This is a genomic window from Enterobacter sp. S-33 (assembly GCF_028735835.1).
Lineage (GTDB): Bacteria > Pseudomonadota > Gammaproteobacteria > Enterobacterales > Enterobacteriaceae > Enterobacter > Enterobacter vonholyi.
Window position 1 is genome coordinate 3,352,432 of record NZ_CP117838.1, and the last position, 14,625, is coordinate 3,367,056.

Annotated in this window: 12 protein-coding genes and 6 tRNA genes; 11 read left to right on the forward strand and 7 right to left on the reverse strand. The window is 53.6% G+C overall.

Annotated features, from left to right (window positions below; genetic code table 11):
- The first annotated feature begins 67 nt into the window (after positions 1 to 67).
- Positions 68 to 1,303, forward strand: coding sequence for an ion channel protein (locus PUP35_RS15820; RefSeq protein ID WP_274240514.1), 1,236 nt, complete (start codon positions 68 to 70; stop codon positions 1,301 to 1,303).
- On the opposite strand, the gene ipdC is transcribed toward PUP35_RS15820, so the two are convergent.
- Positions 1,304 to 2,962 carry an indolepyruvate decarboxylase gene (gene ipdC, locus PUP35_RS15825; protein ID WP_274240516.1) on the reverse strand — a complete coding sequence of 553 codons (1,659 nt, stop codon included), beginning with the start codon at positions 2,960 to 2,962 and terminating at the stop codon, positions 1,304 to 1,306.
- A gap of 185 nt (positions 2,963 to 3,147) precedes the next feature.
- Between ipdC and mgrA the strand changes: the two genes are divergently transcribed.
- Positions 3,148 to 4,146: an L-glyceraldehyde 3-phosphate reductase gene (gene mgrA, locus PUP35_RS15830; protein ID WP_274240518.1), complete on the forward strand. Its 999-nt coding sequence runs from the start codon at positions 3,148 to 3,150 to the stop codon at positions 4,144 to 4,146.
- A 127-nt stretch (positions 4,147 to 4,273) separates the two neighbouring features.
- Complete coding sequence (locus tag PUP35_RS15835; RefSeq protein ID WP_111965213.1) at positions 4,274 to 4,615, forward strand: DUF2502 domain-containing protein; 342 nt, start codon at positions 4,274 to 4,276, stop codon at positions 4,613 to 4,615.
- 31 nt (positions 4,616 to 4,646) lie between these two features.
- On the opposite strand, the gene PUP35_RS15840 is transcribed toward PUP35_RS15835, so the two are convergent.
- Positions 4,647 to 5,885 carry an Nramp family divalent metal transporter gene (locus PUP35_RS15840; protein WP_008501590.1) on the reverse strand — a complete coding sequence of 413 codons (1,239 nt, stop codon included), beginning with the start codon at positions 5,883 to 5,885 and terminating at the stop codon, positions 4,647 to 4,649.
- Positions 5,886 to 6,233: 348 nt separating this feature from the next.
- Between PUP35_RS15840 and PUP35_RS15845 the strand changes: the two genes are divergently transcribed.
- Positions 6,234 to 7,421, forward strand: coding sequence for a NupC/NupG family nucleoside CNT transporter (locus PUP35_RS15845; protein WP_008501591.1), 1,188 nt, complete (start codon positions 6,234 to 6,236; stop codon positions 7,419 to 7,421).
- A 44-nt stretch (positions 7,422 to 7,465) separates the two neighbouring features.
- Here the strand turns inward: PUP35_RS15845 and PUP35_RS15850 are convergent, their stop codons facing one another.
- From PUP35_RS15850 to PUP35_RS15860, 3 genes are all read right to left on the reverse strand, one after another.
- Positions 7,466 to 9,655 carry a sensor domain-containing phosphodiesterase gene (locus PUP35_RS15850; RefSeq protein WP_115875946.1) on the reverse strand — a complete coding sequence of 730 codons (2,190 nt, stop codon included), beginning with the start codon at positions 9,653 to 9,655 and terminating at the stop codon, positions 7,466 to 7,468.
- A gap of 214 nt (positions 9,656 to 9,869) precedes the next feature.
- A tRNA-Ala gene (locus tag PUP35_RS15855) sits at positions 9,870 to 9,945 on the reverse strand.
- 41 nt (positions 9,946 to 9,986) lie between these two features.
- Positions 9,987 to 10,062: transfer RNA gene (locus tag PUP35_RS15860), tRNA-Ala, on the reverse strand.
- A gap of 217 nt (positions 10,063 to 10,279) precedes the next feature.
- On the opposite strand from PUP35_RS15860, the gene PUP35_RS15865 reads away from it, so the two are divergent.
- Together PUP35_RS15865 and PUP35_RS15870 are read left to right on the forward strand one after the other, a co-directional pair.
- A complete protein-coding gene (locus tag PUP35_RS15865) occupies positions 10,280 to 10,642 on the forward strand; it encodes a YfeC-like transcriptional regulator (protein WP_115875947.1) in 363 nt (120 codons plus the stop codon).
- A gap of 1 nt (position 10,643) precedes the next feature.
- A complete protein-coding gene (locus PUP35_RS15870) occupies positions 10,644 to 11,036 on the forward strand; it encodes a YfeC-like transcriptional regulator (RefSeq protein ID WP_111965210.1) in 393 nt (130 codons plus the stop codon).
- Positions 11,037 to 11,080: 44 nt separating this feature from the next.
- On the opposite strand, the gene gltX is transcribed toward PUP35_RS15870, so the two are convergent.
- Positions 11,081 to 12,496 carry a glutamate--tRNA ligase gene (gltX, locus tag PUP35_RS15875; RefSeq protein ID WP_115875948.1) on the reverse strand — a complete coding sequence of 472 codons (1,416 nt, stop codon included), beginning with the start codon at positions 12,494 to 12,496 and terminating at the stop codon, positions 11,081 to 11,083.
- Between the two features lie 258 nt (positions 12,497 to 12,754).
- Between gltX and PUP35_RS15880 the strand changes: the two genes are divergently transcribed.
- The 5 genes from PUP35_RS15880 to PUP35_RS15900 all read left to right on the forward strand — a co-directional run bounded on the left by PUP35_RS15880 (position 12,755) and on the right by PUP35_RS15900 (position 13,650).
- Positions 12,755 to 12,830 (forward strand) — tRNA-Val (locus tag PUP35_RS15880).
- A 41-nt stretch (positions 12,831 to 12,871) separates the two neighbouring features.
- Positions 12,872 to 12,947: transfer RNA gene (locus PUP35_RS15885), tRNA-Val, on the forward strand.
- Between the two features lie 29 nt (positions 12,948 to 12,976).
- Positions 12,977 to 13,052 (forward strand) — tRNA-Val (locus tag PUP35_RS15890).
- A gap of 4 nt (positions 13,053 to 13,056) precedes the next feature.
- A tRNA-Lys gene (locus PUP35_RS15895) sits at positions 13,057 to 13,132 on the forward strand.
- 179 nt (positions 13,133 to 13,311) lie between these two features.
- Positions 13,312 to 13,650: a FlxA-like family protein gene (locus PUP35_RS15900; protein WP_111965208.1), complete on the forward strand. Its 339-nt coding sequence runs from the start codon at positions 13,312 to 13,314 to the stop codon at positions 13,648 to 13,650.
- Here the strand turns inward: PUP35_RS15900 and PUP35_RS15905 are convergent.
- The gene (locus tag PUP35_RS15905; protein WP_115875949.1) at positions 13,641 to 14,582 is read right to left on the reverse strand and encodes a LysR family transcriptional regulator; all 942 of its coding nucleotides are present in this window, start codon (positions 14,580 to 14,582) and stop codon (positions 13,641 to 13,643) included. The two genes, PUP35_RS15900 and PUP35_RS15905, sit on opposite strands and share 10 nt — an antisense overlap.
- Positions 14,583 to 14,625: the final 43 nt, after the last annotated feature.

A 14,625-nucleotide genomic window follows, 5' to 3' on the forward strand; every position in this document is an offset into this window, starting at 1 on the left:
TTTGCACTATTGCCATAAGGCTTAATGTGCAAAGTAACGTAATACCGTTTTGTACAAGGAAATCATCATGCTCCACCCGCGAGCCAGAACCATGCTGTTGCTGGCCATTCCGGCGCTCATCATCGGCGTGGTTTCAAGTCTGGTGCTCATTGTCGTGATGAAAGTCGCGTCGGTGCTGCAAACACTATTATGGAACGCGCTTCCTGCAGGACTGGGCGTCCCCGCTGATTCTCCTGCCTGGATCGTTGGAATGCTGATGTTAACCGGTATAGCGGTGGGTCTGGTGATCCGTTTCAGTCCCGGCCATGCCGGCCCCGATCCGGCACAGGAACCGTTGATTGGTGCCCCGGTTGCGCCCTCGGCGTTGCCAGGGCTAATCATTGCGTTGATTCTGGGCCTTGCCGGCGGCGTCAGCCTGGGGCCAGAGCATCCGATTATGGCCGTGAATATTGGCCTGGCGGTTTTTCTCGGTTCACGCATTTTACCTCGTGTCGGCGCGCTGGACTGGACCATTCTCGCCTCCGCAGGCACCATCGGGGCGCTATTCGGCACGCCCGTTGCGGCAGCACTGATCTTTTCGCAGACGCTCAGTAGCAATAACGATGTCCCGCTGTGGGATAAGCTGTTTGCGCCACTGATGGCCGCCGCCGCCGGGGCGTTGACCACCAGCCTGTTTTTCCATCCCCATTTTTCACTCTCCCTGCCCCACTACGGCCAGATGCAAATCGCTGATATTTTCAGCGGCGCCATCGTCGTCGCCATCGCCATTGCGCTGGGCATGGTGGCGGTATGGTGTCTTCCACGTCTGCACCGGCTAATGCACAGACTCAAACACCCGGTGTTGATTCTGGGAGCCGGCGGTTTGATCCTCGGTATCTTAGGGGCAATCGGTGGGCCGGTGACGTTGTTCAAAGGTCTGGACGAGATGCAGCAGCTGGCCTTCAGCCAGGTATTTAGCGTCTCCGACTATCTGCTTTTTGCCTTGATCAAGCTGGCAGCGCTGGTGGTGGCCGCCGCCTGTGGTTTCCGCGGTGGACGCATCTTCCCGGCGGTCTTTGTCGGCATCGCGCTGGGGCTGATGCTGCACGAGCATGTCGATGCGGTCCCTGCGGCGATTACCGTCTCTTGTTCTATTCTGGGGCTGGTTCTGGTGGTCACGCGCGACGCCTGGCTAAGCCTGTTTATGGCGGCGGTAGTCGTACCGGATTCGACGCTTTTCCCTCTGCTTTGTATCGTGATGTTGCCCGCCTGGCTCCTGCTGGCGGGCAAACCGATGATGATGGCCTGGCGAAACGACAAATAATCAGGCGCTATTGCGCGCCTCCAGCGCTTTGGTAATCGCCCCCAGCAGCGGCGGGATATCCGCTTTCGGCAGCATCACCTCAATCAGCGAGAGCCGCTCGTGGTGCGCTACTTTTTCAAGGACGTCCGCCAGCTGCTCCGCTTCACTGACCCGCCAGCACTGGGCCTGAGGATCAAGGCTCAGAGCCTGCGGGATTTGCGTCCAGTTCCATAGCGCAATGTCGTTATACCGCTGCTCAGGCCCATGGATCGCTCTTTCCACCGTGTACCCTTCGTTGTTAAGAACCAGAATGATGGGGTGTTGTTTATCCCGCAGCATCGAGCCGAGCTCCTGGATGGTGAGCTGCGCCGCGCCATCCCCCGTCAGAACAATCACGCGCCGGTTCGGGCAGGCCGTCTGTGCGCCAAATGCCGCCGCCAGCGTATAGCCAATCGATCCCCACAGCGGCTGGACGATAAAATTCACGTCCGCCGGCAGACGAAGGTCGATCGCGCCGAAGGCCGAGGTGCCCTGATCCGCAAGAATGATGTCTCCCGGACGAATAAACGTCTGCAGCGTTTGCCAGAAATTCGCCTGTGTCAGCGAGCCATCCGGCTGCGGGTAGGCCATCGAGCTTTGAGAGGATGGCACGGGCGTACCGTGCACGTGCTGTTTACACAGCTCCACCAGCGTTTCGATTGCCTGAAGCATGGGGATGCCGGTAAACCAGATATCACCAACGCGTGAAGCATGAGGCTGAACTTCTATCGTTTGTGCCGGGGTGAGCTGATGCGTGAAGCCGGCGGTAAGGGTATCGGTAAATCGCGTCCCGATGCACAGCACGATATCAGCCCCTTCAATCGCCTCTTTTACCGCGCCGGCGCTCGCCGAACCGCTGTAGGTGCCGTAAAAACCAGCGTGACGTTCGTCGAATATACCCTTGCCCATCAGCATGGTGGCGTGTGCCATCGGTACGTCTTTGACCCATTTCTGTAGCGCATGCTTCAGGCCATGGCGCAGGACAAGGAAATCGGCCAGCAGCGCAGTACGCTTGCTTCTGGCAAGCTTGTTCTCAGCGGCTTCCCGGAACGCTTTCAGGCAGGCGCTATCGGCATGCGCATGGCGGAGCGTGAGAGCGCTTACAGGAGGCGTGGCGGCCTTTTTTGCCACGTCGGCAGGCAGCATCAGATAGCCGGGGCGGCGCTCCCGGAGCATAGTGGTTAACACCCGGTCGATTTCATAGCAGGCGTTTTGTTCGGTCAGGATCGCCTGTGCAGCAGTAATCGGCTCGCTCATATGATAAAAATGACGAAACTCACCGTCGCCCAGCGTGTGGTGCAGCAGCTCACCTCTTTGCTGTGATGCCATCCCCGGCGCTCCCACAATATGCAGTACCGGAACATGTTCGGCATAGCTGCCCGCAATGCCGTTCATGGCGCTTAACTCTCCTACGCCAAATGTCGTCAGCAACGCGGCGAAGCCCTTACATCGGGCATATCCGTCCGCGGCATAAGAGGCGTTTAACTCGTTGGCACAGCCCACCCAGCAGATATCGGGGCTGTCTATCACGTGGTCGAGAAACTGCAGGTTATAGTCGCCCGGCACGCCAAACAGATGATCGGCTCCACAATCTGTAAGACGGTCCAGCAGGTAATCGGCGACGCAGTATGGGGTACGCATGAACAGGTATCCTTCTAATGTTGACCTTACCTTGAGTATTAAATAAGCGTGATGGCTGTCCAGAATTGGCGATAAGAAGGGCATGGAAAGAATGCTTTACAAAAAAGGCTGCGCTATGCTGCTTTTTTTCCTAAAAATGTAAACGCATACACTGATTTTACACTTCAGCGCCAGAGGTTACGAAAATGGGTTATCAGCCGGACAAAAATCGTTACGGGACAATGGAGTATCGCCGCTGTGGGCAAAGCGGGCTCAGGTTGCCCGCCATCTCGCTCGGGCTGTGGCATAACTTCGGTGATACCACCCTTATCGAAAACAGCCGTCAACTTTTACAGCGTGCGTTCGATCTGGGCATTACGCATTTCGACCTTGCCAACAACTATGGCCCGCCACCGGGATCGGCCGAACGTAATTTCGGCCGTATTTTACAGGAGGACTTCCTGCCCTGGCGCGACGAGCTAATCATCTCAACCAAAGCGGGCTATACCATGTGGGAGGGTCCTTACGGCGACTGGGGGTCACGCAAATACCTGCTGGCAAGCCTCGATCAAAGCCTGAAGAGGATGGGGCTGGAGTATGTGGATATCTTCTATCATCACCGTCCTGACCCGCAGACGCCGCTGCTGGAAACCATGAAAGCGCTTGACCATGCGGTGCGTCAGGGGAAGGCTCTGTATGTTGGATTATCCAACTACCCCGCTGAACTGGCCCGCAAGGCGATTGATATCCTTGACGATCTCGGTACGCCCTGCCTGATCCACCAGCCGAAATATTCCCTGTTTGAGCGTGCGCCGGAAGAAGAATTGCTGGACGTGCTGCAGGAAAAAGGAGTCGGCTGTATTCCCTTCTCGCCGCTGGCCGGTGGGCAACTGACCAACCGTTATTTGAACGGCATTCCCGCAGACTCACGCGCGGCAAGCGGCAGTCAGTTCCTTAACCCCGACCAGCTCACCGAAGAGAAGCTGGAGAAGATTAGAAAGCTGAACGCCATGGCGGAAGAGCGCGGCCAGAAGCTGTCCCAGATGGCGCTGGCCTGGGTATTACGTCATGAGAGTGTGACCTCAGTGCTGATTGGGGCGAGTAAAGCGGCTCAAATTGATGACGCCGTGGGGATGCTGGCAAACCGCCATTTCTCTGTGGATGAGTTGGCCCGTATAGACGCGATCCTGAGCAGTTCAATATAAAACCGTTTTTAGCAAAAAGTGCTCTCCCCCAGGAATTCGGAGTTGAGGCGATGATACGAAGCTTTACCAACTCGTAAAATTGCGTTAACAGGCCCACCAAAGGCCCCGATCGTGAAGGAGAAAGAGTATGTTCAGGTCACTGATTCTTGCAGCGGTATTACTGGCTTCGGCGCCGCTGATCGCCACTGCGGGCGAAATCACCCTGTTGCCATCAGTAAAATTACAAATTGGCGATCGTGACGACTACGGCAGATACTGGGACGGCGGCTACTGGCGCGACCGTGACTACTGGCACCGTCATTATGAATGGCGCGGCGATCGCTGGTGGAAACATGATAACGGCAGACACCGCGGCTGGTATAAAGACAACGCGTATGAGCGCGGCTACCGTGAAGGCTGGAACGATCGTGACGACCGTCGCGGCGGCTGGGGTCGCGGGAAAGGTCATGGTCACGGCCATCACCACTAATAAAAAAGGAGCCATGGAGGCTCCTTTTTTGTTAAAGACCCAGTGCGGTTCCCACCAACAACCACAGGTTCAGCGCAACGACCACCACCACGATGGCCCATCCGGTTCGTTTTACCAGCGTTGAGTTAACCAGCTCGCCCATCAGAGTTTTGTTGCTGGTAAAGATCAGCAGCGGCACCAGCGCCAGCGCGATACCAAAACTCAGCAGAACCTGGCTCATGACCAGAATTCGCGTTGGGTCGAGACCCATCAGAATCACCACAAATGACGGTAGCATGGTGACGGAGCGACGAACCCACAGCGGAATGTGGAAGCGGACAAACCCCTGCATCACAACCTGGCCTGCCAGCGTGCCCACCACCGTAGAAGAGAGGCCTGCAGCTACCAGGCTGAGACCAAATATCGTGGCGGCAGCATGGCTCAGCAACGGCTCCAGCGTGAGATACGCCTGGTCGAGATCGGCAATACCGGTATGACCGTTAAAGTGGAAAGCCGCGGCTGCAGTCGCCATCATCGCCAGGTTTACAAACCCTGCGATGGTCATAGCGATCGCGACGTCCCACTTGGTGGCGGAGTAACGCTCTTTACGCGTCCCACCGTGGAGATGCTGCGTCAGCGAGGAGTGCAAATAAATCACGTGCGGCATGATGGTCGCCCCCAGCACCCCGGCGGCCAGGAACACCGCTTCCGACGTTGGCAGGCTTGGGATCGCCATCCCTTTACCGAGCTGTGCCAGATTCGGCTGTGAGAAAATCAGCTCGACAATGTAGGCCGCCGCCACAAAAAGCAGCAGACCACCAATCACCTTCTCCAGCGGCTTTTGACCCCGACGCTGCAGCATCAGGATGAGGAAAGTGGCAATCCCGGTCAGCACCGCCCCTTGCAACAGCGACACGCCCAGAATCAGCTTAAAGCCGATCGCTGCACCGATAAACTCAGCGAGGTCAGTGGCCATGGCGATGATTTCAGCCTGAACCCAGTAGAGCCAGACGGCGGGGCGCGGGTAATGGTCGCGAATTTGCTCCGCCAAGTTTTTACCCGTCGCAATCCCCAGCTTTGCGGAGAGCATCTGAATCAGCATCGCCATCAGGTTAGCCCAGACGACCACCCACAGCAGCTTATAGCCGAAGCTGGCCCCGGCCTGAATATTGGTCGCAAAGTTTCCTGGATCGATATAGCCAATGGCAGCGATGAATGCAGGTCCCATTAATGCAAACCGCAACTTGCGCGCGGCTCTGCCACTGCTACCCTCTACGCGACTGTTTGTCATTTCTGCCTCTGAAATATAGCCTTTGCTATGTTTAATGCTATCAAAATGAGAATGATTATCAAGATCATTTATAAAGTTTGCAGTGATTTCTCTGATAGCTTTGAACGATAGACGGGCGGGTAAGTGGGGCGATCTAACCGAAACTGAAATCGCGCATGCTTTTGTGAAGACTAGCACACAAACTTAACTTTTCACTCATTTACCTAACATAACAAAAATGTATTGTGGATCACTATTTTTGAGACTCGTCACAGGATGTAACTATAGTGTGTCCTCGATCTCGTTTTCTTTTCGCTTGTTACATAGAATGTGCACGAAAATTAAACCTGCCTCATATTTGGAGCAAATATGGACCGCGTCCTTCATTTTGTCCTGGCACTTGTTGTCGTTACTGCACTTGCATTGCTGGTCAGCACAGACCGCAAAAAAATTCGTATCCGTTATGTTGTTCAACTGCTGGTCATTGAAGTTTTACTTGCGTGGTTCTTCCTGAACTCCAACGTAGGCCTCGGCTTCGTGAAAGGCTTCTCCGAAATGTTCGAAAAACTGCTCGGATTCGCCAACGAAGGGACCAACTTTGTCTTCGGTAAAATGAACGACGAAGGTCTGGCGTTCTTCTTCCTGAAGGTTCTCTGCCCTATCGTCTTCATCTCCGCGCTGATCGGTATTCTGCAGCACATCCGCGTTCTGCCGTTCGTGATTCGTGGAATTGGTTTCCTGTTATCCAAAGTGAACGGTATGGGCAAGCTGGAATCCTTCAACGCCGTCAGTTCCCTGATCCTCGGTCAGTCTGAGAACTTCATCGCGTATAAAGATATTCTCGGCAAGATGTCCCGCAACCGCATGTACACCATGGCGGCAACCGCAATGTCTACCGTTTCCATGTCTATAGTGGGCGCGTATATGACCATGCTGGAACCAAAATACGTGGTTGCTGCGCTGGTTCTGAACATGTTCAGCACCTTTATCGTTCTGTCGCTGATCAACCCGTACCGCGTTGACGCAAGCGAAGAGAACATTCAGATGTCAAACCTGCACGAAGGCCAGAGCTTCTTCGAAATGCTGGGTGAGTACATTCTGGCCGGTTTCAAAGTCGCGATTATCGTTGCCGCCATGCTGATCGGCTTCATTGCGCTGATTTCTGCGCTGAACGCCCTGTTCGCTGCGGTGCTGGGTATCTCCTTCCAGGGGATTCTGGGCTACATCTTCTATCCGGTTGCATGGGTGATGGGTGTTCCGGCTCACGAAGCGCTGCAGGTGGGCAGTATCATGGCAACCAAGCTGGTTTCTAACGAATTCGTTGCAATGATGGATCTGCAGAAAATTGCCAGTACGCTTTCTCCGCGTGCGGAAGGCATTCTCTCCGTGTTCCTGGTCTCCTTCGCGAACTTCTCGTCCATCGGGATTATCGCGGGTGCGATTAAAGGTCTGAACGAAGAACAGGGTAACGTGGTATCTCGCTTCGGCCTGAAACTGGTTTACGGCTCTACGCTGGTGAGCGTCCTGTCAGCGTCCATTGCGGCACTGGTCCTGTAACGTTTACCGTGAAACAAAAACCGGGAGCCAGGCTCCCGGTTTTTTTATGTCCGTAATTCTTCCAGCGGTTTGGGTTTGCCTATCAGGTAGCCCTGCAGGTAATCCACACCGAAGCGGAGCAGCATCTCCCGCTGCGCCGGTGTTTCCACATATTCCGCGACGACGCAGAGCGATTTTGTCTTTGCCAGATTACACATCGACTGCACAATCATTGCATCCATGTCGTCTGTACAAATGTCTTTCACAAAGCAGCCGTCGATTTTAATGATGTCCGCCTGCAGGCGTCTGAGACGCTCATAGTTAGCGTAGCCAGTACCAAAATCATCGATGGCGATCCGGAAACCATACTCCCGCAATTGCTGAATATTATTGATACTCGTGCCTGAATTTGAGAAAGCCTGCTCTTCAGTAATCTCGATCACGACGGCCTGCGGTGCCACGCCGTACCGTTCAAACAGCGCGCAAATCTCGGTCGCCACCTCTTTTTGCATCAGCGTCAGCGGCATCAGATTGACGGAAAAACGGGCGCCAGCGTGCGTTGCAGGGTTATCTCGCAGCCATACCAGTAATTTTTCCATGACGCACATATCAAACCGGTGGCTGAGGTTGAACTGCGCAATCAGCGGAATAAAGCGGTCAGGGGTAATAATCTCCCCCTCGCTCTCCATTCGCGTCAGGATTTCATAGTACCCGCTCCCGTCCGCCTTCTGGATCGGCTGCGCATACAAATTGAACTGCCCCGCCTCCAGGGCATGCTTAATCCGAGCCAGCATCAGGACACGCTCTGTCGTTTGCCCTGATGCCACCTCAAGACTATTCGTTAGCGCGAGTACGTTTTGCTCTCCGCAGGCCTGTTCTGCCAGCCAGCTTAGCTGCCCCAGCGTGTGATGCAGTTTCTCGCCGTCTTCGACCATTCCCCATGATGCACCAAACTCAATATCCAGCCCGGTGTTGTTCCAGAAAATCTTATTGCTGTTGAGCCGATCGACCATATGCTGGAGACGTTCAGCAATTTCCGGCCCGAGCAAGACCAGCACCAACTCGCTTCCGGGCAGCTGGAAGAGCAGCTCATCTTTTTGCAGGAGCGGCTGAAGCGACGTGGCGATCGTTCGTTTGCAGTGGACCCGCATGATAATCCCGTAGTGGCGGCTCAAAAACTCCAGATTATCCATGCGCAAAATGCACACTTTGGCATCCGGATGAATTTCAAGGTAATCCTCCAGCGCACGAATATTAGGCAGACCGGTAAGAGGATCGGTCAGCGCCCTGTCCTGCCAGCCCCGCTTCAGCCACTCGCTGCGCTGGTAAATGCGAGACATGTAAAGCAAACAGATGGCGAAAGAGATCAGCACGGAGAGGATAAAGGAGAGCGAATGTCCCGATTCCACCCCGTTAAGGAAGTTGTAGTTGTATGTCAGCAGCAGGAGCGCTGAGGTGGCCCACAGCAGAGAAATCAACGCATAGGTCAGGCGGCTTATCGCTAAGGTAAAAAGAATAAATATCAGCGGCATCAAATAGCCCGCAATGACCGGTGACTCAAAAGGACCACATAAAATGACAAGAATGAAGCTTAAAAGCGCTAACCAGACAAAAATATATAATGGATTCTTGTGATAAAACATGGGCTTCACGCTTCGCCGCCAGAAGGTGACGGCATAACGAGGATTAATTATCATTCTTAGCGGGTAATAGAACATCATGGTAAAAATCAGCGCCGCGCATATCAGGCTTTGAATATCCACAACGTTATAAATTACCGTGCCTTCGCCGAAATAGGTCGAAATTGTCACCGGAAAATCAAAGAAATAGCCTGCCATATACATCGACAGCTTAATACCTAATGGCACGACAAAACCGAGCCAGAATATACGAAGCCCGATGTGTTTGTTAGGGATACTGTAGCGCCAGCGCTTGCCCAGCATAAGGCGTAGCAGGCCGCACCCCGCGAATAACGCAAAGGTCTGACAGAACAGTAAAACTGGATATTGTAGCGGCGCTAAATTAATATAGAATAAATTAGTGACAGTAAAACCTAACAGAATGGGAAGAATTGCTCTGCGCCCAAATATCAGAATTACCGCCAGCATAACGCTGAGTGGCAACCATGCTAAATAAACGTCGTGACCATTAACAATTGCGCGTGGAGAAAGATAACGGGAGACAGGTACCGCAATCAGGCAAAGTGCCAGGGCAATCATAAATATCTTTACATTATCATACGTTTTTTTATTCATTAATCAGGGACGTTATTTTCCAGGAGAATCATTGACCGGATGGATAATAGGTTTATTAATTGCGCGAATCAAGTTCAAGTCTATTTATAGACCGGTTTATTGATTACGATTGAGGTGAGGTACAGAAATACCTTCTTTTTGATAACAAAATGCGGTAAAGGGCGTTACAAACAGATAAAAAAAACCCCCGTCATTCGACGAGGGTTTACAATTTTGGTGGAGCTAAGCGGGATCGAACCGCTGACCTCTTGCATGCCATGCAAGCGCTCTCCCAGCTGAGCTATAGCCCCACATATGACTTTACTGACCGTACTCTGTTGGGTTCAGAGTTTGGTGGAGCTAAGCGGGATCGAACCGCTGACCTCTTGCATGCCATGCAAGCGCTCTCCCAGCTGAGCTATAGCCCCATCGTAAAGCTGTCATGTTGACGGGCGGCATAATATGAATTCCGCTGCGGAGTGTCAACGGCAAAATCAATTCCAGCTATTCAATCGCCGAAAAATCATGCAAATGAATCACTTTGCGAGCCTGCTCGCAGTCAGGAGTTAAGCCTGTCACGTTTTCACGTTAAAGGGTGCTATAAAATGAGCCGCTAATTAACCCCACAGATATTCAGGAAATTGCATGATCAAGGAACGAATGACGCCAGAAGAGTTAGCCCTCCTCACTGGCTATAGCCGACAGACCATCAATAAATGGGTACGCAAAGAGGGTTGGATTACGTCACCAAAGCCAGGCGTCCAGGGCGGGAAAGCGCGTCTGGTACATGTGAACGAAAAAGTCCGTGAATTTATCCGCAGTGCACGTCGGGCAAGCGAAACGTCCGAACTGCCAGAAGGCGTCAGTCATGATAGTTCACTTCACACCCTGCTCCTGACGCTAGCCAATGAAATGACGCCGGAAGAGCAGAAGCAGATGACATCGCTATTACTGCGAGAAGGGATCACCGGATTATTGCAACGTTTAGGGATTCGCGATCGGGACTGACATGAAAAGATTACGGAGCAAAATGACCACGGAAGAGCTGGCGGAGAGTTTGGGCGTCGCCAGGCAAACGGTTAATCGTTGGATACGCCAGCAGGGATGGAAAACCGAAGGGCTCAACGGCGTGAAAGGCGGTCGCGCGCGACTCATTCATGTCGATGCGCGCGTGAAGGAACATATTATGAGCCTCCCGGCAATTCGCACCCCTCACGAGGTTTACCATCTCGCGGAGGCCACGTCTTCCTACAATACCCCCTCTTCAAACCTGTATCCGGGCATTATTGAGACGCTGGAGAGTATGACTAAGCCGGAGCAGAAGCGTCTGGATGCGTTATTGAAGCGCGAAGGCATACACGGATTTCTTAAGCGTCTGGGGATTGCAGAAGAAGAAGCATAAAAAAACGGCAGGTTCCCCTGCCGTTTGTTTTATCTGAGACGTTATTACTGCTGATTTTCTCGTTCAGCGATAAAGTCCAGCGCCTTGTTAATGCGCGCCACGCTGCGTGATTTGCCGATGGCATGAACCGTTACGTCCAGCGCCGGAGACTGACCCGCACCGGTCACCGCAACGCGCAGTGGCATACCGACTTTACCCATGCCGATTTCCAGCTCGTCTGCCGTCGCCTGAATGGCGTGATGCACATTCTCAGCGGTCCATTCGGTGAGCGCAGCCAGCTTGTCACGCACCACTTCCAGCGGCTGACGCGCAACCGGACGGAGGTGTTTCTTCGCGGCGTCCGCGTCGAACTCAGCAAACTCTTCATAGAAGTAGCGGCAGCTTTCAGCAATCTCTTTCAGAGTTTTGCAGCGCTCGCCGAGCAGTTTCACCAGATCCGCCAGCTCAGGGCCAGTGCGGGTATCAATATTTGCCTGCTCAATGTGCCACTGCAGGTACGTCGCCACATATTCTGGCGGCATGGTATTGATGTAGTGATGGTTCAGCCACTGGAGCTTGTCGGTATTAAACGCGCTCGCTGATTTGCTGACAGAGCTCAGAGAGAACAGTTCGATCATCTCTTCACGGCTGAAGATCTCCTGGTCACCGTGAGCCCAGCCCAGACGCACCAGATAGTTCAGCAGCGCTTCTGGCAGATAACCGTCGTCGCGATACTGCATGACGCTGACCGCGCCGTGACGTTTAGACAGCTTTTTCCCGTCGTCGCCGTTGATCATGGAGACGTGCGCATAAACAGGCACAGGGGCGTTCAGCGCCTTCAGGATGTTGATCTGACGTGGCGTGTTGTTGATGTGGTCTTCACCACGGACAACGTGAGTAATTTCCATATCCCAGTCGTCAACCACCACGCAGAAGTTGTAGGTTGGGGAACCATCGGTGCGGCGGATGATCAGATCGTCCAGCTCCTGGTTGCTGAATTCGATCGGGCCACGGATCTGGTCGTCAAAGATCACAGATCCCTCTTGCGGGTTAGCAAAACGCACCACGCAAGGCTCATCAGCAGCGTGCTCGCTGTGGTCATGGCGGCAGCGGCCGTCATAACGCGGCTTTTCACCATTCGCCATCTGCTCTTCGCGCAGCGCATCCAGACGCTCTTTGGAGCAATAGCACTTATACGCCGTGCCCGCGACCAGCATTTCATCAATGACCGCGTTATAGCGGTCAAAGCGTTTGGTCTGGAAATATGGACCTTCATCCCATTCCAGATTCAGCCAGTTCATCCCATCCATAATGGCTTCAATTGCTTCTGGCGTGGAGCGCTCAAGATCGGTGTCTTCAATACGCAGCACGAACTCACCTTTATTGTGGCGTGCGAAAAGCCAGGAATAGAGAGCGGTACGTGCACCACCGACGTGCAGATAGCCTGTCGGGCTCGGCGCGAAGCGAGTTTTGATTTTCATGAAATGGCCTTACGTTATAAAGATGCCGGCAATCGGCAAATCCTGGGGAAAAAACGATGGGCAATATTCTATCACTGTGGGGGGATTCCTCAATGTTGATCCCTTTATCGTGACCGAGTTTGCGATTTTTGTTTAGAAATCATGCGCCACAGCCCGTTTCGCGATCGTTTTGCTTAATTTTACGACGAACGAATAAAAACTTTAGAAAATGCGTTGACTCATTTTCAACTCTCCCTATAATGCGACTCCACACAGCGGGGGTGATTAGCTCAGTTGGTAGAGCATCTCCTTTACACGGAGGGGGTCGGCGGTTCGAGCCCGTCATCACCCACCATCTACTTCGGTAGACCCGCAGTATAGATAAGAATTGAGATTGGGCGATTAGCTCAGTTGGTAGAGCATCTCCTTTACACGGAGGGGGTCGGCGGTTCGAGCCCGTCATCGCCCACCATTCTCACCTTATCGCAGCAGTTCCGAAATGGGCGATTAGCTCAGTTGGTAGAGCATCTCCTTTACACGGAGGGGGTCGGCGGTTCGAGCCCGTCATCGCCCACCATTTCGGGTCGTTAGCTCAGTTGGTAGAGCAGTTGACTTTTAATCAATTGGTCGCAGGTTCGAATCCTGCACGACCCACCAATGTAAAAAGGCGCCCTAAAGGCGCCTTTTTGCTATCCGCAGTTTGTCTACTTCCCTGCCTTCAACGTCGCAATCAATACTGATTGTGTATCGATGCAACTCCCTGCCAGATATGGCAGTTTTGCTCAAGCTAATCCCATTGGTGCCGATACCTCTGTTTTATAACGCGAGGAAAAAGTATGACGACCATTCAGGCTTCAACCCAACAGATTCAAACCAGCGGCGCGAGCGGAACTTCGAGCAGTAACGATATCTCTGCGCAAATCACCCGCATTCTCGACAAGATCAAAAAACTGACCCAGCAGTTAAAAGAGCTGTCGAACAGCCCCATCAGCACCGACGAGAAGAAAAAGCAGCAGGAACTTATTCAGACCCAGCTCAAAGTGCTGCAGGCTCAGCTCGCGGCGCTGCAGCGCCAGCAGGCCGAAGAGGCCCAGAAGAAGCAGGAACAAAAACTGGGCAAAGTGGAAGGCGTGAATAGCCCGTCAGACAATAATCAGATTGATATCTACATCTGATCTTCTGATGCGTTAAACAGTGGGTCGCGTATGCGGGCTTCGGTTAATCGTTGTGCCTGGATACGCACCACTTCCCAGATAGCCTGCGCCGCCCCCGAGAGTGAACGATTTTTTCGCCGCACCAGCATCAGCTTTCGCTCGACAACGGGCGTTAATCGCCTGACGGCCAGTCTGCTTCCCTGCGGCAGGGGGAGCGCCAGGGCGGGCAATACGCTGATGCCAATGCCGGCTTCCACCATGGGAAACAGCGTCGCCGGGTGACCAATCTCCTGCACGATTGTTGCCTTTACGCCCTGATTCACCAGCGCGGAATCAATCAACGGACGGCTGCCCGAGGCATAATCCTGTAATACCAGATTCGCGCGCTGCAGGGACTGCCAGCTGACCTCCGGCAACGAGGCCAGCGGATCGTCGTCACGGCAGAGCAGCAAAAAAGGCTCAGAGAGTACGCTTTCGCACGCCAGATCGCTTGCCTGACCGGGATCGATAACAATACCAAAATCGACATCCCCCTGGCGGATGCTTTCCAGCACCCACTGTTGCGGCCTGTCATGCAGCACAAAATCAATGTCCGGGTAGCGATGGCTTCCCTCGGCAATACACTGAGGTATAAGGTGTGCGGATATCGTCTGGCTGGCCGCGACCCGCACGGTACCCGAAAGCTGCTGGCCCAGCCTCCCCACGTCTCTGAGCGTGCTGTTGAGCTCATCCAGCAACCGTTCAAGGCGCAGAGCGAGCTGCTGCCCCGCTTCGGTCAGCACCACTTCACGCGTGGTTCGGTCAAGTAACCGGACGCCAGTCTGATTTTCCAGCTCTTTCACGCTGTGGCTAACCGCCGACTGGCTCAGGCCAATCATCTCCCCTGCCCGGCTAAAGCTACGAGCCTGCGCCACGGTGACAAAAACACGAAGCTGACGGAGTGAATAATTCATCTTTTTAATTCATGAATGGATGCAATAAATCAATTTTATTTCT

Excerpts from the sequence above, each read along its gene's own strand:
- PUP35_RS15850 (WP_115875946.1), bottom strand. The coding sequence starts at position 9,655 with ATGAATAAAAAAACGTATGATAATGTAAAGATATTTATGATTGCCCTG.
- PUP35_RS15870 (WP_111965210.1), top strand. The coding sequence starts at position 10,644 with ATGAAAAGATTACGGAGCAAAATGACCACGGAAGAGCTGGCGGAGAGT.
- PUP35_RS15865 (WP_115875947.1), top strand. The coding sequence starts at position 10,280 with ATGATCAAGGAACGAATGACGCCAGAAGAGTTAGCCCTCCTCACTGGC.
- mgrA (WP_274240518.1), top strand. The coding sequence starts at position 3,148 with ATGGGTTATCAGCCGGACAAAAATCGTTACGGGACAATGGAGTATCGC.
- PUP35_RS15820 (WP_274240514.1), top strand. The coding sequence starts at position 68 with ATGCTCCACCCGCGAGCCAGAACCATGCTGTTGCTGGCCATTCCGGCG.
- PUP35_RS15835 (WP_111965213.1), top strand. The coding sequence starts at position 4,274 with ATGTTCAGGTCACTGATTCTTGCAGCGGTATTACTGGCTTCGGCGCCG.
- ipdC (WP_274240516.1), bottom strand. The coding sequence starts at position 2,962 with ATGCGTACCCCATACTGCGTCGCCGATTACCTGCTGGACCGTCTTACA.
- PUP35_RS15845 (WP_008501591.1), top strand. The coding sequence starts at position 6,234 with ATGGACCGCGTCCTTCATTTTGTCCTGGCACTTGTTGTCGTTACTGCA.
- PUP35_RS15900 (WP_111965208.1), top strand. The coding sequence starts at position 13,312 with ATGACGACCATTCAGGCTTCAACCCAACAGATTCAAACCAGCGGCGCG.
- gltX (WP_115875948.1), bottom strand. The coding sequence starts at position 12,496 with ATGAAAATCAAAACTCGCTTCGCGCCGAGCCCGACAGGCTATCTGCAC.
- PUP35_RS15840 (WP_008501590.1), bottom strand. The coding sequence starts at position 5,885 with ATGACAAACAGTCGCGTAGAGGGTAGCAGTGGCAGAGCCGCGCGCAAG.
- PUP35_RS15905 (WP_115875949.1), bottom strand. The coding sequence starts at position 14,582 with ATGAATTATTCACTCCGTCAGCTTCGTGTTTTTGTCACCGTGGCGCAG.